Origin of the sequence: Streptomyces sp. AM6-12, assembly GCF_044327085.1 — a bacterium.
In the GTDB taxonomy this organism is placed as follows: domain Bacteria; phylum Actinomycetota; class Actinomycetes; order Streptomycetales; family Streptomycetaceae; genus Streptomyces.
The window spans coordinates 758,993-781,232 of sequence record NZ_JBIQWN010000002.1 but is presented as its reverse complement, the minus strand read 5'-3'; the positions used below and the strand labels follow the sequence as shown (position 1 = coordinate 781,232).

Sequence of the window (22,240 nt, the reverse complement as noted above, 5' to 3'; positions counted from 1 at the left end):
CGGGCCCCGGAGGAGGACCGTCGGCTCACCGCGGATCCGACGGTGGTTTCGCGTAGTTGTAGATCGTCGCCCGCGAGACGCCGAGGAGGTCGGCGATGGTCCGCGCGGCGTCGCGGGACTCGAAGTAGCCGTCCCGGTTGAGCTGTCGCACGAGTGCCCTCTTGTCCGTCCGGCTCAGCGACCGGGGCGGGGCGCCGCGCTCGGCGGCGAACTCCTCGACCGCGCGGCGCAGTTCGCGTGCCTGGCGGTCGCGCAGCGTCTCCAGGGGCTGGTCGCCGTGTCCGCTGTCGGTGGCGACGAGGTTGGCCAGGGCGAGCGTGACGGGTGACAGCACGGAGACGTCGAGGTTGAGGCAGAGCGCCGCGATGTACCGGCCCTCGGCGTTCTTGATGCCGATGGAGGTGCTTTTCACCGGGCGGCCGTCCGGGAAGCGGTTGGGGTAGTTCTGGACGACATCGGGGAAGGCGGGGTCGGCGATGCGACTGAGGCCCAACTCGGTCGCAGGATCGCCCACCTGACGGCCCGACAGGTTGTTCTCGATGGCCCGGATCGAGCGGTCCGCGTCGCGCAGGTCGTGCAGGACCACCTCGCACAGGCCCGGAAACATCCGGCCCAGGGCGACGGCGATCTTCTCGGCCTCCCGGACGAGATGCTCGTCCGCCGCCGCTCCGTCCATCCGCCGCCCCTCCCCCGAGGCTCCTTAGCCTTGAAATCCATTTCTGGACAGCGAGGCTAAGCGATCGGCCGGCCACTGTCCAGGGAGTACCGCCGGGACCGGACCCGGCCGGTGCGTCAGCGGTCCTTGGCCAGGGCCACGAGTCCGGCGAACAGCCCGCCGCCCGCCACGGGTTCGTCGTAGTGCCCCTGTTGGGGGATACCCGGCTGTGGTGTGACGTCGTGCAGGCCCTTCTCGTTGAGGAGGTTGCGATGGTTCTCAGGGGGTGTCGCTCTCCGGTGGATCGTTGCGATCGACTCGTGGAGTGGAGGCGCGGGGTGATCCGGCCGTCGGCTTAGGAGGCGAGGGCCGCGCCGATCCGGCCGGTGGCGGCGGCCGCGGTGACCACGGCGAGGGCGGGTAGCGTTTCGTACAGGCGTTCGGAGACCGGGGCAGCAGCGGAGGGACGGGGCGGGGAACTACCCGAGCGCATGGATTAAACGTTCCCCGCCCCGGCTCGACCCCCCACCGGCACCGCCGACGCGTCGGCGGTGTGGCGGGGGCCGGTCTGGGGCGCCGCGGCACGCAGAGGCGTACCGCGAGCGTGCGGAAGTGCCGTGACGCGCCGGGGCGGCCGCGGCGACCGAAGATCTCGTTCAGACCTTGCGTCGCCGCCCGCCCGGCGGCCAACGGAGACGGACCGACCGGGTGACACATCGGGACGGACCGGCCGGGTGCCGTACGCGGACCGACGCGCCGGCTACTGGCCCTCGTCGCCCCCGGCGGTCCCCGGTTCGGTCATCGAGCGGTGCATGGCGGCCTTGGTGCTGTCCGGCAGGACCTTGTTGGCGGCGCCTTGGGCCTTGGTCTTCAGGGAGCCGGTGACGACCGAACCGCGGCCGTGCGTGATCGCGTCGTACGCCTGCCGGGCGACGTCGTCCGGATCGTCCTTCTCCATGGTGCCGAGTTTGGTGTCGCCGAGGTCGGCGCGGCGGAAGAAGTCGGTGTCCGTCGGTCCGGGCAGGAACGCGGTGACGCTGACGTCCGTGTCCTTCACCTCCTCGCGCAGCGCCTCGGCGAAGGACTGTACGAACGACTTCGAGGCGTTGTACACGGGCTGGAAGGGGCCCGGCGCGGTCGCCGCGATCGAGGACGTGAACGCGAGCCGGCCCGTGCCGCGTCGGACCATGCCGCGCAGCAGCGGTTTGGCGAGCCGTACGGTCGAGGTCACGTTCAGGTCGATGACGGAGAGGTCGTCGGCGAGATCGGTGTCCGTGAAGGCCCCGCCCTGCCCGACCCCGGCGTTGAGCACGGCGACGTCGATGTCCAGGCCGCTCGCCGCCTCGACCAGCCGGTCCACGCCGTCCGCGTCCCGGAGGTCGGCCCGTACGGCACGGACCTCGGCGCCGGTCTCCCGCAGCCGGCTCGCCGCCTGGTCCAGGCGGCCGTCCTCCGCGTTGATCACCAGATCGTAGCCGTGCTCGGCGAACTGCCTGGCCAGTGCGTATCCGATGCCGCTGGACGCCCCGGTCACCAGGGCGAGTGGCTTTTCCTCGTTCATACGCTCAGGGGTAACCAGCGTCGCGGGGCCTCAACCCCGGCGGGCACCTCCGACCGGGGCGGGCTGGTCCGCGACCGCGTGGCGGCCCCGGCCGCACGAACCGAGTCCCGGCCCCGGCCGCAGGAACCGCGCCCTGGCCCCGGCCGACAAGCCGCATCACGGCCCCGGCCGATGGACCGCACAGTGCCCCCGCCCAGGAACCGCGTCCCGGCCCCGGCCGACAAGCCGCATCACGGCCCCGGCCAATGGACCACACAGCCCCCGCCCAGGAACCGCGCCGTGACCCCCCGCCCAGGAGCCGCGTCGTGGCCCCCGCCGAGGGGCCGCGTGGTGGCCCACCACCGATGGTGCGACATTGGGATGAGACTGTCCGACGATGAGACCGTCCGACGAGGGTCACCCTGGAGGCGCGATGGGACGTGACGTCCCGGCGCTCGTGTTCACCCGCGAGGACCGCCGCCGGTACCGGGTCAAGATGCAGGAGTGCCTGGACGCGTTCGCGAAGATGCTGCGGGAGGCGCGGTTCGACGCCGAGCGGCCGCAGGTCGGCCTGGAGATAGAGCTGAATCTGGTGGACGACGACGCCGAGCCGGCCATGCGCAACAGCGATGTGCTGGACGCGATCTCCGACCCGGCGTGGTCGACCGAGCTGGGCCGCTTCAACCTCGAGATCAATGTGCCGCCGAGGCGGCTGACGGCGGGCGGACCGGACGCCTGGGAGTCGGAGATACGGGCCGCGCTGGACCACGCCGACGAACGGGCGCGCACGGTCGGCGCCCGGCTGATCACGGTCGGCATCCTGCCCACGCTGCGGCAGGCGGACATCGGCGAGGAGACGCTGTCGGAGAACCCCCGCTACCGGCTGCTCAACGACCAGGTCTTCGCGGCCCGCGGCGAGGACCTGCGCATCGAGGTGGACGGCGTCGACCGGCTGCGCACCTACGCGGACAGCATCACCCCGGAAGCCGCCTGCACCAGCACCCAGTTCCATCTCCAGGTCTCCCCGGAGGAGTTCGCCGGCTACTGGAACGCGGCGCAGGCCATCGCCGGCGTCCAGGTGGCGCTCGCGGCGAACGCGCCCTTCCTGTTCGGCAAGGAGCTGTGGCACGAGACCCGGATCCCGCTGTTCGAACAGGCCACGGACACCCGTCCGCAGGAGATCAAGGTGCAGGGCGTACGGCCGCGGGTGTGGTTCGGGGAGCGATGGATCACCAGCGTCTTCGACCTGTTCGAGGAGAACGTGCGCTATTTTCCCGCCCTGCTCCCGCTGTGCGACGACGAGGACCCGATGGAGACGCTGGACCGCGGCGACGTGCCCGAGCTCGGTGAACTCACCCTGCACAACGGCACGATCTACCGCTGGAACCGCCCCGTCTACGCCGTCTTCCGCGACCGGCCGCACATCCGCGTGGAGAACCGGGTGCTGCCCGCCGGACCGACCGTCGCCGACACCCTCGCCAACGGCGCCTTCTACTACGGGCTCACCCGCGCGCTGGTCGAGGAGGACCGGCCGGTGTGGTCGCGGATGTCCTTCAAGGCCGCCGAGGAGAATCTGCACAGCGCCGCCCGGCACGGCATGGAGGCGCTGCTGTACTGGCCCGGCGCCGGCGAGGTCACGGCGCCCGAACTGGTGCTGCGCCGGCTGCTGCCGCTCGCCCACCGCGGCCTGGAGCACTCCGGGATGGACGCGGCCTGGCGGGAGCCGCTGCTCGGCATCATCGAGCAGCGCTGTGTGGCGGCCCGCAACGGCGCCGTGTGGCAGAAGGAGATGTTCCACCACATCATCGGCACCGCGCACTGCACCCGGCACGAGGCACTGCGGCGCATGACGGAGCTGTACATCGACTACATGCACCTCAACGCCCCGGTCCACACCTGGCCGGTCGACTGAGCCGCGCCAACTACTGTGCTTCTCAGGCCAGTACGAGCACCAGCGGGATCCCCCGGCACGGCACAAGACGCATGCCCTCGTGGACGCCGGTCCGGCGCTCCCCGAGCAGCAGTTCACCGAAGTCCGGTCCCCTGGTGAGGGAGCCGGCCAGATGCGCGGGGTCCGCGGAGGCGGCGACGCGGCCGCGGGCGTTCACCAGATGGGCGGGGCGCGCGAGGTGCCGTAGCAGCGGCAGCACGGCGGTCTCGAAGTGGCGCAGATACACATCGGCCGCGGCCACTCCGGCGAACTCCCCCTGCACGTACACCGGTTCGGACAGGGTGAGGCTGTACTCGTCGGAGCAGAGATAGTCGACGTACGGTCCGGCGACCGCCCGGCGTCCGGTGGCGCGGGGCAGCGCGAACCAGTCCCAGTGGGTGTAGTCGGAGTACGCCGACCGGCCGGGGTCGAGGTCGAGCAGCAGCGGTCGTACGTCGCCCCCGGCGGCGCACTGCCACCACTCCAGCCAGGCGGGCACATCGGCGAGCAGCCCCGGAGCGGCGACGAAGCCGGCTCCGGACACCAACTCGCCGCACCTGAGGCGCTGATGGAGTCCGGGGCGGAGGGAGGCGAGGTCGGCGCTGACCGCCGGGCGCCCCTCGGCGCTCACTCGGGCGAGCAGGGCCGTCGCCTCGGCGCGGGTGGCGGCGACCGCGTCGAAGACGGCCTCCAGGGCGCCGCCCACCCGCGCGGCCACCCGCAGTTCCGTCTCCGTGCCGGGGGCGGCTAGCTCGGGGCTGACGCCCATCGTGTCCTCCAGCGGACCGGGAACCGGACGCGGCGCGCTCAGAGTTCGAGGCGTACGGCGACGAGCCGGGCCACCGGCTCCCTGACGCACCGCTCGGCCAGCGTGCCGGCCGTTTCGTGGTCCCCATCCTGCACGGCGGAGATCAACCCGCGCTGCCGGTCCGCAACTTCTTCACGACAGGAGTCGTCGGCGAGCACGAGGCAGGGCAGCGCGCCCACTTCGCCCTGGAGCGTGAGCTGTTCACGGGTGAGCCGGGCGGACTGGGCGGCGGCCGCGAGTTCGACATGGAATCGGCCGTACAGCCGGCAGCGCGCCGCCGCGCCATCGGACCGCGTCAACTCCTCGGCTGTGCGGCGCAGTTGTATCAGGTCCTCGGTTTCGGTGCGCTGGGCGGCGAGCCGGGCGGCGGCGCCGGACAGGGCGGCCCAGTGGTCGCCGAGGTCGCGCAGTTCCTCGGTGCTCCAGCCGCGCAGCCGGATCCTGAGCCGGTCCCCCGCGGGCAGCTCGGGCAGTGAGACGAAGCTGCCGCCGCCGCGGCCCCGGCGGGTGACCAGCAGGCCTTGCTGCCGCAGGGCCATGAGGGCCTCCCGCAACGTGACGGTGGAGACACCGAGCTGCCCAGCGAGTTCGCTCTCGCCCGGCAGTTGCTCGCCGTCCGCGAGGAGGCCCAGTTCTATCGCGTCACCGAGGCGGCGGACGACGGTGTCCACGCGGGCCCGGTTGTCCACCGGGCTGAACACGGCCCTGCGGGCGCCGCCGTCGATCTGTTCCTGCCTCACAGCCATCACCTCGTGCATTGACTCAAGCTTTACCCCAACGGGCTCTTGAGCTGAGAACTATGACTTCATATGTTTGCGGTCAACGTACCGCGCGCCAGAAAGGTTCCCCATGCAGGGAATTGCGATCCGGCTGCACGACCTGCGCAAGTCGTTCGGCGAGACGACCGCCGTCGCGGGGGTCGATCTGGAGATACGGGACGGCGAGTTCTTCTCGATGCTCGGCCCGTCCGGCTCCGGGAAGACCACGGTGCTGCGGCTCGTGGCCGGGTTCGAGTCGCCGGACGCGGGCCGGATCGAGCTGGCCGGACAGGAGGTCACCGGGCTCGCCCCGTTCGAGCGGGACGTGCACACCGTCTTCCAGGACTACGCGCTGTTCCCGCACATGACGGTCGCACAGAACGTGGCGTACGCGCTGAAGATCCGCAAGGTACCCAAGGCCGAGCGCCTCGCCCGCACCCGCGAGGCGCTCGCCCAAGTGCGGCTGGAGGGCTACGGCGTCCGGCGGCCCGCCCAGCTGTCCGGCGGCCAGCGGCAGCGGGTCGCGCTCGCCCGCGCCCTCGTCGGCCGCCCCCGTGTGCTGCTCCTGGACGAGCCGCTGGGCGCCCTCGACCTGAAGCTGCGGGAGCGGATGCAGAGCGAGCTCAAGGCGATCCAGCGGGAGGTGGGGATCACCTTCGTGTTCGTCACCCACGACCAGGCGGAGGCGCTGACCATGAGCGACCGGATCGCCGTCTTCGACCGGGGCCGCATCGCCCAGGTCGGCACCCCCGCGGAGATCTACGAACGCCCGGCGACGCCCTTCGTCGCGGCCTTCGTCGGCACTTCCAACCTGCTCGACGGAGAGGCGGCCCGGCGGCTCGTCGGCGCCGAGGGCGTCTACAACATCCGCCCGGAGAAGATCCGCGTCCTGAAGGAGTCCGCGGAGGCGGACGAGCCCGAACACACCACCGCCACGGGCGTGGTCGCCGATGCCGTCTACCTCGGGGACACCACCCGGCTCCTCGTCGACCTCGACGGCGGCGGCCGGCTCACCGCGGTGCAGCAGAACCTGGAGACCTCCGCCGAGGACGTCGCCGCCTACCGCGGCAGCCGGGTCCGCCTCCAGTGGCACCGCCGCCACGCCGTCCGCCTGCCCTCCTGATCCCCATACTTGGAGAAACGCCGTGCGTCTCACCCGAACCCTGCGCACCGCCGCCTGCGCCGGTGCCGTGCTGCTGCTCGCCGCCGCCTGCGACTCCTCCGGCTCCACCTCCGCCACCGGCCTCAACCCGCCCGATCTGAAGGCCCCGACGAAACTCGGCAGGACCGAGGGGCAGGTCAACCTGATCGCCTGGGCCGGCTATGTCGAGGACGGCTCGAACGACCCGAGGGTCGACTGGGTCCACGACTTCGAGACGCGGACGGGCTGCCAGGTCCACTCCAAGGTCGCCGCCAGCTCGGACGAGATGGTCAAGCTGATGAAGACGGGCGAGTACGACGCCGTGTCCGCCTCCGGCGACGCCTCCCTGCGGCTGATCGCCTCCGGTGACGCGGCCCCCGTCAACACCGGTCTGGTGCCCAACTACAAGGATGTCTTCAGCGGGTTGAAGAACGGCGCCTGGAACTCGGTGGACGGCAGGATGTACGGCATCCCGCACGGCCGGGGCGCCAATCTGCTGATGTACAACACCGAGAAGGTGAAGCCCGCGCCCACCTCCTGGTCCGCGGTCTTCGAGGGCGCGTCCAGGTACAAGGGGCACGTGACCGCGTACGACTCGCCGATCTACATCGCCGACGCGGCCCTCCATCTCAAGGCCACCAGGCCGGAGTTGAAGATCAAGGACCCGTACGCACTGGACCAGAGGCAGTTCGACGCGGCCGTGGCCCTGCTGAAGAAGCAGAACGCGAACGTGGGCGACTACTGGGGCGATTACCTCAAGGAGGTCTCCGCCTTCAAGAGCGGCGACTCGGTCGTCGGGACCACCTGGCAGGTGATCGCCAACCTCGCGGCCTCCGAGGGCGCCAAGGTAAAGGCGCTTGTCCCGAAGGAGGGTTCGACCGGCTGGTCGGACACCTGGATGGTCTCCAGCAAGGCCAAGCACCCCAACTGCGCCTACAAATGGCTGAACTGGATCGTCTCCCCCAAGGTCAACGCCGAGGTCGCCGAGTACTTCGGCGAGGCCCCCGCCAACTCCAAGGCGTGCGCGGAGACCTCGGACAGGAACTTCTGCACGGTCTACCACGCTGCCGACGAGAACTACTGGAAGCGGATCGCCTTCTGGAACACCCCGATCGAGCAGTGCCTGGACGGCCGCAAGGACGTGAAGTGCGTGCCCTACGCCAAGTGGGTGCAGGCCTGGACCGAGATCAAGGGCTGACCGGTGGCGAGCGAAGCGACCACCGCGAAAGGGGCCTCAGGGGTACGGCGGCTCGCCGGGGCCCTGCACCGCCGGCCCCGGGTGCGCCTGACCCTGCTGCTCACCGCGCCGCTCCTGTGGCTGATCGTCCTGTACCTCGGCTCGCTGGCGGTGCTGTTCGCCTCCGCGTTCTGGACCACCGACTCCTTCACCTCCCAGGTGGTGAAGGTCTGGTCGGCGGACAACTTCCACCAGCTGGTGACAGTGCCGGTGTTCCGCGAGGTGATCGTGCGCAGCGTCGGCGTCGCGCTCGCGGTGACCGTGCTGTGCGCGCTGATCGCCTTCCCGGTCGCCTTCTACACCGCGCGGGTGGCCCCGCCGCGCCGGCGCCCGCTGCTTGTGGTCGCCATCCTCACCCCGCTGTGGGCGAGTTACCTGGTCAAGGTGTACGCGTGGCGGCTGATCCTGTCGAGGGGCGGGCTCGCCGACTGGCTGCTCGCGCCGTTCGGCACCGGCGGCCCCGGATTCGGGCTGCCGGCCACCGTGCTCACGCTGACGTACCTGTGGCTGCCGTACATGATCCTGCCGATCCACACCGCGCTCGAACAGCTTCCGGCGCGGCTGCTCGACGCGTCGGCGGACCTCGGGGCCCGCGCGGGGCGCACCTTCCGTTCGGTGGTGCTGCCGATGGTGCTGCCGTCGGTGGCGGCGGGCTCGGTGTTCACCTTCTCACTGAGCCTCGGCGACTACATCACCGTGCAGATCGTCGGCGGCAAGACACAGCTGATCGGCAATCTCGTGTACTCCAACATCGAGTTGAACCTGCCCATGGCCGCCGCGCTCGGCACCGTCCCCGTGCTCGTGATCGTCCTGTACCTGCTGGCGATCCGCCGCACCGGCGCCCTGAGCAGCCTGTGACCGGCCTCCGCACCAGCCCCCGCACCGGCCTCCGGAGAGGATGAGCGACGTGCATCTCACCCGCAGTGCGCGCATCGCCCTGCGCATCGGCGCCGGGCTCGGTTTCGCGGTGATCTACGTCCCGCTGCTGCTGGTCCTCGTCAACTCGCTGAACCCGGACCGCAGCGCGAGCTGGCCACCGCCGGGCCTGACCGGGCGCTGGTGGTCGGCGGCCCTGCACGACCCGGGCGCCCGGCACGCCCTGTGGACGTCGGTGAAGGCGGGGCTCGGGGCGACCGCGATCGCGCTGGTCCTCGGCACGCTGATCGCGTTCGCCGTGGCCCGGCACCGCTTCTTCGGCCGGGACACGGTGTCGTTCGTGGTGGTGCTGCCGATCGCGCTGCCCGGCATCGTCACGGGCATCGCCCTCAACTCGGCGTTCGGCACGGTGCTCCAGCCGCTCGGGGTGGGGCTCGGGCTGTTCACGGTGATCGTCGGGCATGCCACGTTCTGCATCGTCGTGGTGTTCAACAACGTGGTGGCCCGGCTGCGGCGGACGACGGGCTCGTACGAGGAAGCGGCGATGGACCTCGGCGCGACCAGCTTCCGCGCCTTCGCGGACGTCACCTTCCCACTGGTGCGCTCGGCGCTGCTGGCCGGTGCGCTGCTGTCGTTCGCGCTGTCCTTCGACGAGATCGTGGTCACCACGTTCACCGCGGGGCCCGGCATCGAGACCCTGCCGATCTGGATCTTCGACAACATGACGCGGCCCCAGCAGGCGCCGGTGGTCAATGTGGTGGCCGCGGTGCTGGTGCTGCTGTCGGTGGTGCCGATCTACCTGGCGCAGCGGCTGTCGGCGGACACCGCGACCTCCAGCCGGGTGTGAGCCGGGGGCCGGACACGCGCGGGTGTGAGCCGGGCCGGACACGCGCGGGTGCGGGCCGGTCCGGGTGTGGCGCCCGCCGTGATGGAACCCTGCGGCCCATGAGCAACCCTCCGAGCGTGAACAGCTATGTCGACCGGGTCACCGCGGGGCCCGGCGGAGCGATGACGGACGAGGCCGGCATCATCACCGGCGAGATCACCGTGGCCACGATCCTGCGGTCCGACGGGCGCAGTGCGCGCGTCGCCGTGCAGCACTTCGGCGATGACACCTGGTACACCCTCACCGGCAGCCCGGCGCCCGTCCCCGAGGGGCAGCTCGCCGCCTATCACCGGGATCTGCTGGGCCGTATCCGCCGAGGTGGCGGCACCCGCGCCACCTGACGGGCAATCAGTTCCGGTCCGGGAACGAACAGTTGATTCTTTCATGAACATGCAAAAAGGCGGCTCCCGCACCTTGACCGGAGTTTGGTCCAGACCAATCATGGCCTAGACCAATAGCCCCGGCCGGGCCCTACCGTGCGAGACCCCCGCTCGATCGACTGTCGTTCGCCAACCGGGAGTACCCGATGACACGTCCGAGATCCGTACGCGCCCTGCTCACCGGCGTGGCCACCCTGGCCGCGTCGGCGGGGCTGGCCCTGGGCATCGGGGGCACCGCGCACGCGGCGACCCCGTTGCCCGCACATGTCTTCGCCCCCTATTTCGAGGCGTACAACGGCGACAGCCCCGCCGCGCTCGCCCAGTCCTCCGGGGCCAAGTACCTCACCATGGCCTTCATCCAGACCGAGAAGAAGGGCTCCTGCACGCCCTACTGGGACGGCGACACCAGCACGCCCATCGACTCCTCGGTCTACGGCTCCGACTTCGACACCATCCGCTCGCGCGGCGGCGACGTCATCCCCTCGCTGGGCGGATACGCCGCCGACGACGGCGGCACCGAGATCGCCGACAGCTGCACCAACGTCGACTCCATCGCGGCCGCCTACGAGAAGATCATCACCACGTACGACGTCTCCCGGCTCGACATGGACGTCGAGGACAACTCGCTGACCAACCAGGCCGGCATCGACCGCCGCAACCAGGCCATCAAGAAGGTCCAGGACTGGGCCGCCGCCAACGGGCGCTCGGTGCAGTTCTCGTACACCCTGCCCACCACCACGACCGGGCTCGCCGACAGCGGGCTCGCGGTGCTGCGCAGCGCCAAGACCGCGGGCGCCAAGGTGGACGTCGTCAACCTCATGACGTTCGACTACTACGACGGCGCCACCCACCACATGGCCACCGACACCCAGACGGCCGCGAGCGGGCTGCACGACCAGCTCGCCTCGCTGTACCCGAACCTGTCCGACAGCCAGCTGTGGAGCATGATCGGCGTCACCGAGATGCCCGGCATCGACGACTACGGCGCGGCCGAGACCTTCACCACCGCCGACGCCACGACGGTGTACAACTGGGCGGTCTCCAAGGGCATCAACACGCTTTCCTTCTGGGCGCTCCAGCGCGACAACGGCGGCTGCCCCGGCACCGGCGGCTCCGACAGCTGCTCGGGCATCAGCCAGGACACCTGGTACTTCACGCACACCTTCGCGCCGTTCTCGGGCGGTACGACCACCCCGCCGGCCAACGACTTCTCCCTCTCCCTCTCCCCCGCCTCCGCAGCCGTCGATCCCGGCGCCTCGACCACGGCGACCGTGAAGACGTCGGTGGCCTCGGGCAGCGCGCAGTCCGTCGGCCTGACGGTCAGCGGCGCGCCGAGCGGGGTGACCGCGACACTGAGCCCCACCTCGGTCACCGCGGGCGGCAGCTCCACGCTCACCGTGAAGACGACCGCCGCCACCGCGTCGGGCACCTACCCGCTGACCGTCACCGGCACGGCGGGCTCGGCCACACACAGCTCCACCTTCAGCCTGACCGTGAACGGGTCCGGCGGGGGCGCCCCCACGGCGCTGGCCAACGGTGATTTCGAGAGCGGTTCGCTCTCGCCCTGGACCTGCGACAGCGGGGCCACGGTCGTCTCCTCCCCGGCGCACAGCGGCGGCCACGCGCTCCAGACCGCGCCGACCTCCTCGTCGACCGGCCAGTGCGCCCAGACCCTCACCCTCAAGCCGAACACGTCGTACACGCTCAGCGGCTGGGTGCAGGGGTCGTACGCCTACCTCGGGGTGAGCGGGGGCGCGACGGCCAGCACCTGGACCTCGTCCTCCACCTGGCAGAAGCTGACGGTGCCGTTCACCACCGGCTCCTCCGGCACGGTCACCGTGTACGTGCACGGCTGGTACGGCCAGGGCACCGTCCACGCCGACGACCTCGCCCTGTCCTGACCCGTCCCCTCCCGCGGCTGGGCCCGTCCGGTGAGCGCACCGGACGGGCCCAGCCGTCCGTCCCGCCCCGCGCCACGCGGTGATCTTCCGCGGGGTGCGAGAGGCTGTGGGTGAGACTCCTCGGGAAGAGACGACCGCAGGCAGGGGAGACGGGCGTGATCGGACTGGCCGCGGCGTTCGCCGTCGCGGGCGCGGCGAGCAACGCCGTCGGCACCGCGTTCCAGCGCAAGGCCGCCTCCGCGAGCAGCCGCGGCGGAATCCGGCTGCTCGCGGAGCTGGTGCGCCGGCCGTTCTGGATGATCGGCATGGCCGGTGTGATCTGCGCGGCCCTGTTCCAGAGCCTGGCCCTGGTCAACGGTCCGCTGGCGCTGGTGCAGCCGCTGTTCATCCTGGAGCTGCCGTTCGCGCTGCTGGTCGCCGCCCCGCTGATGCACCGGCGGTTGCCCCGCTCGGGCTGGTGGGGCGTGGCGAGCTGTGTGGCGGGGCTCGCCGTACTGCTGATCGCCGCCGCGCCGCACGGGGCGACCGACCAGGCCCCGCTCACCCGCTGGGTCCCGGCGCTGTGCCTGTGCGTCGGCGCGATGGCCGCCGCCGTGCTCCTCGCCGCCCCCGGCCACCCGGCGGCCCGGCGTGCCGCCCTGCTGGGCGCCGCGTCCGCCACGGGCAACGCGCTGACCGCCGCACTGCTGAAGTCGTCCTCGGGCACCTTCGCCGACCAGGGGTTCCAGGCGTTTCTGCGGTCCTGGCAGACGTACGGCTTCGCGCTCGCCGGGGTGGCCGCCGTCCTCCTCCTGGAGAACGCGCTCCAGGCGGGCCCGCTGGCCGCGGCCCAGCCCGCGCTGACCATCGGCGACGCGGTGGTGAGCCTGACCCTCGGCATCGCCCTGTTCCACGAGCGGATCCGCCCCGGCTGGTGGCTGGTGCCGGAGGCGTGCGGGGCACTGGTGATCATCGTGGGGGTGCTGGTGCTGAGCCGGGCCGTTCAGCGGATCGCGCCCGTGCCGGTGCCGGCCGGGGAGGGGAGCGCGAGCTGAGCGGCTGCGGGACCGGCTCCCGGTCCGGCTTCGGCTTCGGCTTCGGCTTCGGCTTCGGCTCGAAGTATGAATATCCTTTATGCACCACGCCGCGTCAAATAACGATTTTCGTATGCTTATCGTCCATATTATGCGTCGCGTCGGGCGGTTCGGATGCCCCGGTCGAGGAGGCGATGGCGTGGCGACGCAAGGAATCAGCCGCCGGAGTGTGGCGCGCCTGGGCCTCGGTGCCGGACTCGGCGTGGCGGCCGCCGCGCTGAGCGGATGCGACGGCGGCGGATGGGGCCTCGGCTCCGGCGGACCCGGCGGGCAGCGGCAGGCGCCCCGGCCGATCGGCGACGGCTCGACCGCCTACACCGGACGCCAGCCGAACCAGCCGGACGCGCCAACCCCCCTGGAACCGGGCGAGACCCCGCCGCAGTTCGTGGTGTTCTCCTGGGACGGCGCGGGCGAACTCGGCACCGGACTCTTCCCGCGCTTCCTGGAACTCGCGCGCGAGCACGACGCCCGTATGACCTTCTTCCTGTCCGGCCTCTACCTGCTGCCGGAGGACAAGAAGCGGCTGTACCGGCCGCCGAACAACCCGGTCGGCGCCTCGGACATCGGCTATCTCACGAACGCGCACATCAAGGAGACCCTGAAGTACGTGCGCCAGGCCTGGCTCGACGGGCACGAGATCGGCACGCACTTCAACGGGCACTTCTGCGAGGGCTCCGGATCGGTGGCCGACTGGACCCCGGCACAGTGGCGCTGGGAGATCGAGCAGGCTCGGACCTTCGTCAAGACCTGGCGGACCAACACCGGCTGGCGCGACGAGCCGCCGCTGCCCTTCGACTACGACAAGGAACTCGTGGGCGGCCGCACCCCCTGTCTGCTCGGCCAGGAGAACCTGCTGCCGACCGCGCGCGCACTGGGCTGGCGGTACGACGCCTCGTCTCCGGGCGGGGTGCAGCGCTGGCCACGGAAGCGGAACGGCGTATGGGATCTGCCGTTGCAGGGCATCCCGTTCCCCGGACGCAGCTTCGAGGTGCTGTCCATGGACTGGAACATGCTGGCCAACCAGTCCCTGAACTCGACGCGCGCGCCGTCGTACAACTATCCCTACTGGCGGGCCCAGACCTCGCAGGCGTACCTGGCGGGATTCGACCGGGCCTACGAGACGAACCGCGCGCCGCTGTTCATCGGCAACCACTTCGAGCAGTGGAACGGTGGCATCTACATGGACGCGGTCGAGGAGGCGCTGCGGCAGATCGCCGGGCGGCCGGAGGTACGGCTCGTCTCCTTCCGGCAGTTCGTCGACTGGCTCGACGCCCAGGATCCGGCGATCCTCGCGCAGCTGCGCACCCTGGAGGTGGGCGAGAAGCCGGCGGGCGGCTGGAGTTCGTTCCTGCACCCGGCCAAGTAGGGCCGGAGCAGGGCGGGTTCAGTCGGCTGAGCGGCGGGCGTACACCTCGATCTCGATCTTCATACGCGGGTCGGCGAGGCCGCACACCATCATGGTGGCGGCGGGCCGGACCTCGCCGAAGCAGGCGCGCAGCACCGGCCAGCAGGGCTCGAAGTCCGCGCGGTCCGGCAGCAGATAGCGCACCCGCACCACATCGGCGAACGTGCACCCCGCCTCGGCCAGCGCGGCCCCGATATTGCGCAGGCACTGCTCGGCCTGTCCCACCACGTCGTCCGGGATCGTCATGGTGGTGTAGTCGAACCCGGTGGTCCCGGACACATGCACCCACTCGCCGTCGACCACGGCACGGGCGTAGCCGATCTGCTCCTCGAAGGCCGAGCCGCTGAGGATGGCACGTCGCTCTGTCATGATCCGAACGCTAGGCCGACCGGCGCGCCCGCGTCCAACACGAACGCTTCCAGGGCGTCCCGGGAAGCGAAGTCGCCCTGTCCGCCGTTCCGGTGTCCGTGCCCGCCGGATGGCCCAGCCGGGTGCAGATGGTGCCTGGATACGGGGCGGCGCAGGGCGCAGGCTCGTTGGCATGAACAACAGACAGAACACCGAGACACCTCGCCCGACCTCCGCCGGGCTGCTGGCCGGCAAGGTCGCCTTCATCACCGGGGCCGGGCGCGGCATCGGCGCGGCGGCGGCGCGGCTGTTCGCACGGGAGGGTGCGCGGGTGCTGCTCGCGGCGCGTACGGAGGAGCAACTGACGGCGGTGGCCGAGGAGATCCGGGCGGCGGGCGGCTCCGCGGACCACGTGGTGTGCGACCTTTCCGACGGGGCGAGCGTGCGCGCCGCCGTGGACCGCGCGGTGGAGCGGTTCGGCCGGCTCGACGTCGCCTTCAACAACGGGGCGACGATCCAGCGGCCCGCCCCCCTGGACGAGTTGCCGGAGGCCGACCTCGACCGGATCTACACGGTGAACATGAAGGGCGTCTGGCTGGCCATGGCCGCCGAGGTGGCCGCCATCCGGGCGAGCGCGGGGACCGGTGCCATCGTCAACAACTCGTCGGTGGGCAGCCTGCGCGGGAATCCCGAGCTGCCCGCCTACGCGGCGACGAAGCGGGCGGTGAACAGCATGACCGCGTCGGCCGCCGTGACCTACGGCCCCGAGGGCATCCGCGTCAACGCGATCGCGCCGGGCTTCACGCTGACGGAGATGACCCGGAGCTGGGAGGCGGACTCGCCCGGTGTGCGCGAGCGGATCACGGCGGGGATCCCGCTGGGCCGGCCGGCCGCCCCGGAGGAGATCGCCGAGGCCGCCGCGTGGCTGCTCAGCGATCGGTCCTCCTTCGTGACCGGCACGGTCCTCAGGGTCGACGGGGGCGCCCGCGCCTGATCCGGGTCCTGGTCAGCCGAGGCCCAGGGCGCTCATCGTGCGCTCGGCCATGCGCTGCTCGCCGAGCGCGTTGGGGTGCACCGGCACGATGTTCGACCCGAACAGCAGCGGCTCGATCCACCGGGTGCCCGAAGGCTGGCAGGCGTCGTGGCCGTCGGACGCCTGCGAGAAGTCCACGAAGGTGGCCCCGGTCTCCTGGGCCGCGCGCTGCACGACCGAGTTGAGGTGGGCCTGGAGGGCGCGCAGGTACGGGATGTCGCCGGAGGCGATGGGCAGCTTGACGAAGCAGGACGCCTCGAAGGCGGTGGGCACGATCCACGGGTAACCCAGCACCGCCACACGGGCGTGGGGTGCCTTGGCCCGCAGGGCGGTCAGGGCACTCTTCAGCGCGGGATAGGTGTTCGCGTCGATCGCGTCGTCGAAGGACGTGCCGTACTTGTCCTTGCAGGGGTGGCCGAACCCGGCGCTGAGGACGCCGGCGGTGCCGCAGTCCACGATGGCGTTAAGGAAGGTGCTGTTGTCGTTGCCGCCGATGGTCAGCGTCACCAGGTCGGTGTTCGCGTTCACCGCGTCCAACTGCGGTGCCACACCCGGATACTGGGACTGGGTGAAGTCCTTGGTCTCGGCGCCGCCGCAGGTCACGTCCGTCAGCGAGGCGCCGGTCGCCCGCGCGAGGACGTGCGGGTAGTTCACCGTGGAGCGCAGGCAGAGCAGATTGCTGGTGTCGACGGGCGTGACACCCGAACCGGCGCTGTAACTGTCGCCGAGAGCCGCGTAGTTGAGGGGCGTCGCCGCATGGGCGGGGACGGCGGTGAGGCCGAGGGCCAGCGTGCCGGCGAGTGCGGATGCCGCGGCGGCGGCACGGCGCAGGGCGGGGGTGGGCATAGGGAGTGCTCCCTCTTCTACGCGACGGGTGTGGGGCAGGGGGTATCGCCGGCCGTCGGGGCGCTGCGTGGGGTGCGCACGACGACGGCCGTGGAGCAGGGAGTTGCGGGTACTACCAGCGAGTTCTACCGCTAGGTAATGTGCGGGCAGCTGATCGCCGAGTCAACATTGCGGACGGAAGTTCTTGAAATGCCCATGAAACATGAGTGACGAATTGCCGTCACCCACGGAGGAGTTGGTGACGGCATGGATCATTCGAGCACGAACGCCGCCGGGAGCGGTGGACCGGCGGCCGCCGGGTCCGTCGTGTCGGCGCCCGGCGGCGCTGACCTGCGGGAACCGGGATAGAGTGCGGGCGTGGCGGACTCTCGGCGGTATCCTCCCGCACCCCGTCACACCGGTGTTCCCTCCGCCGAAAGGACGACCATGGACCAGCCCTCCCCCGCGCCGACCGTGGAGCGCGTGGACGCACGGCACCGTTACGAGATCCTGGTCGGCGGCGAGCGCGCCGGCCTGACCGCCTACCGCGACCGGGGCGAGCAGCGAATCTTCTTCCACACCGAGATCGACGACGCCCACGCCGGGCAGGGCCTGGCCGGGCAACTGGTCGGGTACGCCCTCACGGACGTGCGCGCGCTCGGCAAGCGGATCGTGCCGGTGTGCCCGTACGTCGCCGGGTTCCTGAAGAAGCACGAGGAGTTCGCGGACATCACGGACGAGGTGACCCCCGAGATCCTGAGCTGGCTCGACGCCCGGCTCGGCTGAGCGGCGGACCACAACTCCCCTGCGATGCCTGGGCCTTGCCGTCCCGCCCCGGCGATGGCAAGATCCATCCGGCTCGAACAGCAGCTATCCGATCCCCGTTTCTCCCTCCGAAGGACTGAAGTCCATGGTTCCGGCGTCCCGCAGCGGCCGCCGTCGGAACTGAGCCCCCTGCCCCACGGCAGCGCGCTCCCCCGTTCCCCCGCTCTCCTCACGGCGGCCCGACGACGCGGTGTCCAGCACACCGCCGCCTCGCTCACCGAGGCGCTCCCTCGTACGCACGACCGCTTTCACCGTGAGGACTTCTCAGCGTGCACCCCGATGTCCAGAGCTTTGCCGTCGCCCATCTCCTGCGCCGCCCGGCGGCCCGCCGGGTGGGCGGCTTCGTCGTGGGGTTCGATCCGGCCACGACGAGCCCGTACGTCAACTACGCCACCCCCGTTCCGGGCGCCGAACCCACCGACGCGGACGTGGCGGACCTGATCGACGCCTTCCGCTCCCGCGGACTCCTGCCCCGGCTGGAATTCGCCCCGAATGCCGCCCCGGCGGTCGAACCGGCGCTCCGGCGGGCCGGATTCACCACGGAGGCGGTGCACGAATACCTCGTCTGCACCCCCGCGACACTCACCATTCCGGAGTCGTCGCCGGAACCGGGGGCCGGCGTCCGGGTGGAGGCGCCGGTCACCGACGCGGACTACATCGCCGTCGACACGGCGCTCGCCGAGGCGTTCGGCGGCGAATGGGCCCCGTCCCCGCAGGGCGCGGCCCGGTTGCGGCGCACCGAGGAGGGCGGCGGGGCGGTCCGCTTCGTCCGCGCCGGGAACGGGAGCTGCGCGGGCGGCGCCCTGTGCTCCGCGCCCGCCGAGGGCACCGCGGAGCTGGCGGGCGTCGGCACCCTGCCCGCGTACCGGGGCCGGGGGATCGCCGCGGCGGTCACCGCGAGCCTGGCCGGGGCGTTGTTCGGCCGGGGTGCCCGGAGCGTGTGGCTGGAGTATTCGGGAGAGGGCTCGCGGCGCGTATACGAACGCGTGGGCTTCCGGCCCGGCGGCACCCGGCTGTATCTGACGCTCCACGACTGACGGGCCCCTCAGGGCAGCGGGTTGTCCTTGACGAAGCGGCGGATCTCGTCGACGAGGGCGGCCGGGTTGTCCAGTTGGACGAGGGTGCGGGCGCCGGGGATCTCCACGTAGCGGGAGTCCGGGAGGAGCCGGGCCAGTCGGCGGCCGGTGGCCGGTGGCATCATCCGGTCCTCGGCGCCCCAGGCGACCAGGGCGGGGCGGGTGAAGGAGGGGAGGTTTCCGGCCGCCTCCAGGTAGCAGTCCGCGCGGGTGGAGCGGAGGAACTTGGCGAAGTCACGCCGGATCTGAGCGTTCGTCAGCAGCGGTTTGTACCAGCGGGCGATCAGCTCTTTGGGCAGGGGAAGCTTCGCCATTCCGCCGAGCGCGAGGGGCATCCGGGCCAGGAAGGGGAAGCGGAAGGACTGGAGGAGGAGGAAGAGTCCGCCGGGGATCTTGCACGCCGTGGAGAGCAGACGGCCCTGGACGCCGGGCGGGTAGTTGTCCAGGGCCTCGCAGGAAGTCAGGACCAGGCGGGCGACGCGTTCGTCGCGGGTGCCGACGAGGAGCTGGGCGGTGCCCGCGTCGTTCTGCACGAGGGTGACCTCGCGCAGGTCGAGCCGGTCCATGAACTCGGCGAGCAGCCGGGCGACGCCGTGGGCGGAGAGGTCGGCGTCCGGGCGCATCGGGCGCCGGTGGCTGCCGAGCGGGAGGACCGGGACGACGACCCGGAAGTCCGGGCGCAGCGCCCGGATCACCCCGGTCCACACGGACTCGTCGAAGCCGAGGCCGTGCACCAGGACGAGCACGGGGCCCTCGCCCCCGGTGTCCACGTAGTCGATGGTTCCCGCGCTGAGCTCGATCTCCGGCATGCCCTTGCCTCCGTTCCGGTCGGCTCGTGCGTGCCGACACGGGGACGTGTTGGGTCGTTCCGCTGATGTGAGGGATGGCTCCGCGGACCTGTCGGAGCCTCTCTTGTGGACCTGAGGGAGTCTCCCTCGACTTGATAGAGCGTTCTAGTGCCAGAATAGACGCCGACCGACCGTCGGCAACCGGCTTTCCGGAGGTTTCGTTCCGTGAACGACGGCAAGGCCGCGAGCACCCATGAGACGCGGCAGCGCATCGTGCGCGCCGGCACCGAGCTGTTCCGCCGCTCGGGCTACACCGGCACGGGCATGAAGCAGATCGCCGAGGCGGCGGGCGCGCCGTTCGGGTCGATCTACCACTTCTTCCCCGGCGGCAAGGCCCAGCTTGCCGAGGAGATCGTCCGCACTTCGGGCGCCGTCTACCTGGATCTCGTCACGACCCTCATGGCCTCGTCCGACGACCCGGTCAGGGCCACCGCCGACGCCTTCACCGCCGCCGCGGACACGCTCACCGCCCTGGACTTCGCCGACCCTTGCCCCATCGCCACGGTCGCGCTGGAGGTGGCGAGCACCAACGAGCCGCTGCGCAAGGCCACTTCCGAGGTCTTCGACGGCTGGATCGGCCACCTCGCCGCCTTCTACACCACCGGCGGCATCCCCGCCCGTCTCGCCCGCGACACGGCTTCCTCCGTCATCGCCCTCCTGGAAGGCGCCTTCATGCTGGCCCGCGCCGCCCGCAGCACGGCACCGGTACTGGCGGCGAGCGGGTCGGCCGCGGCGATCGTACGGGCGGCGCTGACCGGCGGGTGAACGGCGCGGTATCCGCGGTCCGACCGGCTCCCCTCACAACGCCGTCGGCGCCGTCCGACCGGCACCCCTCACCGCGCGGTCGCTTGCCGTCCGACCGGCTTCCCTCACAGCTGCCGCCGCACCCCCGCCTCCCGCTCCGCCTGCTCCAACTGCGTGGCGAGGTCGCCCTGGAGGGAGGTACGGGCCCGGCCGCGGCGGCCCAGGGGCAGGACCGTGCGCTGGGCGGTGTCCTCAAGGAGCAGGGCGAAGCCGCCGTACAGGGCGAACGCGGAGAGGAGGACGCCGAGCCAGCCGGCCGCGGTCTCCAGCGCGGGTCCGGCACCGGCATCGTACGCGCCCGTCAGGGCGAAGCGGCACGCTCCGATCAGCAGGAGCACACCGAAGAGTGGTTTGCCGGGGAGCGCGGCGACGAAGAGCAGCAGCATCAGCGGGGCGACGGCCAGCACGAACACCGCGAGGGTCGGGCTGCGCCGGCCCGGTGGTCCGAGCAGGGCGACCAGCGCCGTGCCCGCCCAGGTGGCGCCGAGGACGCACAGGGCGCAGGCCGCGCCGCCGTCGCGGGCGAGGAAGGCGAGCGTGCCGGCAAGCAGTTCCAGGGGCGCCGCGAAGACCAGGATCAGCAGCATCAGCGGTGCCGTCTGGGCCGCGGGCACCCAGTGCAGCTGCTGGGCGGAGAGCAGCACGCTGCCGGTGCCGAAGGCGAAGAAGCCCAGCGGCAGGCTGCTGGCCAGCGGCCTGAGCACGATCCTGGTCAGGGCCTCGGGGCGCGGCGGCCCGCTCGCCGGCTCGTGCGTTCCCGCTCCTGGTGGCGGCATCCGGATCACCCCGTCCCTCGGGCCTCGTGCCGTGCGTCCACGTCACGGAGTACCCGTTCGCGGCCGGTGCGTGCGCCCTCGGTGCCGGAGCGCAGGTCCGGGCGTTGTCGCGGAATTGTCCGTGATCGGTAACAGCGGGAGCGCGGGCGGCCCGCCCGCCGTCCTGGCAGGTGCAGTGCAGGAGACGAGAGCCGGGGACACGGCGGGGAGCAGGGGGCGGGACATGGCGCGGCACACGGGGCGGGGATGGTACGGCCGGGTGATCGGGGCGGCGGTCGGGGTGACGGCGATGGCGGCCGCCGCCTCGGTGTGGACCGCGCAGGCGGGGCAGAACCACGCCCCGGCGGCGCCGGCTCACCGCACCGCGCCGAAGACGGTGGCCGTGTCCCCCGTCATCGCCCACTCCTCCGACGGTGGCGCGCACGCCGTCAACATCACCATCGACGACGGTCCCGACCCGACCTGGACCCCGCAGGTGCTCCAGGTGCTGCGGGAGAACGGCGTCAAGGCGACGTTCTGCATGATCGGCCCCCAGGCGCAGGCGCACCCGGACGTCGTCAGGAAGGTGGTCGCGGCCGGGCACCGGCTGTGCGACCACACGGTGTCGCACGACACCGGCATGGACCACAAGTCCGAGTCCTACCAGTCGCAGCAGATCCTGGACGCCGAGCGGCAGATCACCGAGGCGTCCGGAGGCGTGCGCCCGATGTACTACCGGGCGCCGGGCGGCGCGTTCACGCCGTACAGCCGCAAGCTGGCGGCGGCGCACGGGATGCGGCCGCTGGGCTGGAACGTGGACTCCAAGGACTTCGACCGGCCGGGCACGGCCGCCATCCTCGCCACCGTCAGGAGCGAGCTGCCCAACGGGCCCACCCTGCTCTTCCACGACGCGGGCGGCGACCGCTCGCAGACCGTGGCCGCGCTGCGCACCCTGCTGCCGTGGCTGAAGCAGCGGGGCTACGGCTTCGGCTTCCCCGTGCGCTGAACCGGGCACCGGTCGATGTACCGGCCGGTGAACCCCCGGAGAATTCTTGGCCACCGAACACCCCGGACGGGTGTTCGGTTCCCTCCGGGTGTCTACGATGAGGCCGTTCCGCCGGTGCGCAAAGCGTCCC

Annotated in this window: 23 protein-coding genes; 14 read left to right on the top strand and 9 right to left on the bottom strand. The window is 71.6% G+C overall.

Annotated elements, in window-relative coordinates; translation table 11 throughout:
- Positions 1–25: 25 nt before the first annotated feature.
- From ACE4Q9_RS31925 to ACE4Q9_RS31915, 3 genes are all read right to left on the bottom strand, one after another.
- Positions 26–676 (bottom strand): transcriptional regulator, encoded by a 651-nt coding sequence (locus ACE4Q9_RS31925; RefSeq protein WP_397987990.1) that lies wholly within the window; start codon positions 674–676, stop codon positions 26–28.
- A gap of 334 nt (positions 677–1,010) precedes the next feature.
- Positions 1,011–1,148, bottom strand: a complete 138-nt coding sequence (locus ACE4Q9_RS31920) for a hypothetical protein (RefSeq protein WP_397987989.1) — start codon at positions 1,146–1,148, stop codon at positions 1,011–1,013.
- Between the two features lie 267 nt (positions 1,149–1,415).
- Positions 1,416–2,216, bottom strand: a complete 801-nt coding sequence (locus ACE4Q9_RS31915) for an SDR family NAD(P)-dependent oxidoreductase (protein ID WP_397987988.1) — start codon at positions 2,214–2,216, stop codon at positions 1,416–1,418.
- A gap of 412 nt (positions 2,217–2,628) precedes the next feature.
- Here ACE4Q9_RS31915 and ACE4Q9_RS31910 point away from each other — a divergent pair, with 412 nt between their 5' ends.
- On the top strand, positions 2,629–4,107 hold the full coding sequence (locus ACE4Q9_RS31910; RefSeq protein ID WP_397987987.1) for a glutamate--cysteine ligase: 1,479 nt from the start codon (positions 2,629–2,631) through the stop codon (positions 4,105–4,107).
- A gap of 22 nt (positions 4,108–4,129) precedes the next feature.
- Here ACE4Q9_RS31910 and ACE4Q9_RS31905 read toward each other — a convergent pair whose 3' ends face one another.
- Both ACE4Q9_RS31905 and ACE4Q9_RS31900 read right to left on the bottom strand, forming a co-directional pair.
- On the bottom strand, positions 4,130–4,894 hold the full coding sequence (locus ACE4Q9_RS31905) for a cache domain-containing protein (protein ID WP_397987986.1): 765 nt from the start codon (positions 4,892–4,894) through the stop codon (positions 4,130–4,132).
- A 38-nt stretch (positions 4,895–4,932) separates the two neighbouring features.
- Positions 4,933–5,679 carry a FadR/GntR family transcriptional regulator gene (locus tag ACE4Q9_RS31900; protein WP_397987985.1) on the bottom strand — a complete coding sequence of 249 codons (747 nt, stop codon included), beginning with the start codon at positions 5,677–5,679 and terminating at the stop codon, positions 4,933–4,935.
- Between the two features lie 103 nt (positions 5,680–5,782).
- Here ACE4Q9_RS31900 and ACE4Q9_RS31895 point away from each other — a divergent pair, with 103 nt between their 5' ends.
- The 8 genes from ACE4Q9_RS31895 to ACE4Q9_RS31860 all read left to right on the top strand — a co-directional run bounded on the left by ACE4Q9_RS31895 (position 5,783) and on the right by ACE4Q9_RS31860 (position 14,551).
- On the top strand, positions 5,783–6,814 hold the full coding sequence (locus ACE4Q9_RS31895) for an ABC transporter ATP-binding protein (RefSeq protein ID WP_397987984.1): 1,032 nt from the start codon (positions 5,783–5,785) through the stop codon (positions 6,812–6,814).
- 22 nt (positions 6,815–6,836) lie between these two features.
- Positions 6,837–8,030, top strand: a complete 1,194-nt coding sequence (locus tag ACE4Q9_RS31890) for an ABC transporter substrate-binding protein (protein WP_397987983.1) — start codon at positions 6,837–6,839, stop codon at positions 8,028–8,030.
- 3 nt (positions 8,031–8,033) lie between these two features.
- Positions 8,034–8,927, top strand: coding sequence for an ABC transporter permease (locus tag ACE4Q9_RS31885; protein WP_397987982.1), 894 nt, complete (start codon positions 8,034–8,036; stop codon positions 8,925–8,927).
- A 49-nt stretch (positions 8,928–8,976) separates the two neighbouring features.
- Complete coding sequence (locus ACE4Q9_RS31880) at positions 8,977–9,792, top strand: ABC transporter permease (protein WP_397988289.1); 816 nt, start codon at positions 8,977–8,979, stop codon at positions 9,790–9,792.
- A 98-nt stretch (positions 9,793–9,890) separates the two neighbouring features.
- On the top strand, positions 9,891–10,172 hold the full coding sequence (locus ACE4Q9_RS31875; RefSeq protein ID WP_397987981.1) for a hypothetical protein: 282 nt from the start codon (positions 9,891–9,893) through the stop codon (positions 10,170–10,172).
- A 185-nt stretch (positions 10,173–10,357) separates the two neighbouring features.
- Positions 10,358–12,112 carry a carbohydrate binding domain-containing protein gene (locus tag ACE4Q9_RS31870; RefSeq protein WP_397987980.1) on the top strand — a complete coding sequence of 585 codons (1,755 nt, stop codon included), beginning with the start codon at positions 10,358–10,360 and terminating at the stop codon, positions 12,110–12,112.
- A gap of 155 nt (positions 12,113–12,267) precedes the next feature.
- Positions 12,268–13,146, top strand: coding sequence for a DMT family transporter (locus ACE4Q9_RS31865; protein WP_397987979.1), 879 nt, complete (start codon positions 12,268–12,270; stop codon positions 13,144–13,146).
- Positions 13,147–13,276: 130 nt separating this feature from the next.
- On the top strand, positions 13,277–14,551 hold the full coding sequence (locus tag ACE4Q9_RS31860; RefSeq protein WP_397987978.1) for a hypothetical protein: 1,275 nt from the start codon (positions 13,277–13,279) through the stop codon (positions 14,549–14,551).
- A gap of 18 nt (positions 14,552–14,569) precedes the next feature.
- On the opposite strand, the gene ACE4Q9_RS31855 is transcribed toward ACE4Q9_RS31860, so the two are convergent.
- Positions 14,570–14,959: a RidA family protein gene (locus ACE4Q9_RS31855; protein WP_397987977.1), complete on the bottom strand. Its 390-nt coding sequence runs from the start codon at positions 14,957–14,959 to the stop codon at positions 14,570–14,572.
- 172 nt (positions 14,960–15,131) lie between these two features.
- Here ACE4Q9_RS31855 and ACE4Q9_RS31850 point away from each other — a divergent pair, with 172 nt between their 5' ends.
- The gene (locus ACE4Q9_RS31850) at positions 15,132–15,932 is read left to right on the top strand and encodes an SDR family NAD(P)-dependent oxidoreductase (RefSeq protein WP_397987976.1); all 801 of its coding nucleotides are present in this window, start codon (positions 15,132–15,134) and stop codon (positions 15,930–15,932) included.
- A 12-nt stretch (positions 15,933–15,944) separates the two neighbouring features.
- Here the strand turns inward: ACE4Q9_RS31850 and ACE4Q9_RS31845 are convergent, their stop codons facing one another.
- Complete coding sequence (locus ACE4Q9_RS31845; protein ID WP_397987975.1) at positions 15,945–16,817, bottom strand: SGNH/GDSL hydrolase family protein; 873 nt, start codon at positions 16,815–16,817, stop codon at positions 15,945–15,947.
- Between the two features lie 426 nt (positions 16,818–17,243).
- On the opposite strand from ACE4Q9_RS31845, the gene ACE4Q9_RS31840 reads away from it, so the two are divergent.
- Positions 17,244–17,582: a GNAT family N-acetyltransferase gene (locus ACE4Q9_RS31840; protein ID WP_397987974.1), complete on the top strand. Its 339-nt coding sequence runs from the start codon at positions 17,244–17,246 to the stop codon at positions 17,580–17,582.
- Positions 17,583–17,890: 308 nt separating this feature from the next.
- On the top strand, positions 17,891–18,658 hold the full coding sequence (locus ACE4Q9_RS31835) for a GNAT family N-acetyltransferase (RefSeq protein WP_397987973.1): 768 nt from the start codon (positions 17,891–17,893) through the stop codon (positions 18,656–18,658).
- An 8-nt stretch (positions 18,659–18,666) separates the two neighbouring features.
- Here ACE4Q9_RS31835 and ACE4Q9_RS31830 read toward each other — a convergent pair whose 3' ends face one another.
- Positions 18,667–19,506 (bottom strand): alpha/beta fold hydrolase, encoded by an 840-nt coding sequence (locus ACE4Q9_RS31830; protein ID WP_397987972.1) that lies wholly within the window; start codon positions 19,504–19,506, stop codon positions 18,667–18,669.
- A gap of 204 nt (positions 19,507–19,710) precedes the next feature.
- Here ACE4Q9_RS31830 and ACE4Q9_RS31825 point away from each other — a divergent pair, with 204 nt between their 5' ends.
- Complete coding sequence (locus ACE4Q9_RS31825) at positions 19,711–20,310, top strand: TetR/AcrR family transcriptional regulator (protein WP_397987971.1); 600 nt, start codon at positions 19,711–19,713, stop codon at positions 20,308–20,310.
- A gap of 104 nt (positions 20,311–20,414) precedes the next feature.
- Here the strand turns inward: ACE4Q9_RS31825 and ACE4Q9_RS31820 are convergent, their stop codons facing one another.
- Positions 20,415–21,125 (bottom strand): acetate uptake transporter family protein, encoded by a 711-nt coding sequence (locus tag ACE4Q9_RS31820; protein WP_397987970.1) that lies wholly within the window; start codon positions 21,123–21,125, stop codon positions 20,415–20,417.
- A gap of 223 nt (positions 21,126–21,348) precedes the next feature.
- On the opposite strand from ACE4Q9_RS31820, the gene ACE4Q9_RS31815 reads away from it, so the two are divergent.
- Complete coding sequence (locus ACE4Q9_RS31815; protein WP_397987969.1) at positions 21,349–22,110, top strand: polysaccharide deacetylase family protein; 762 nt, start codon at positions 21,349–21,351, stop codon at positions 22,108–22,110.
- Positions 22,111–22,240: the final 130 nt, after the last annotated feature.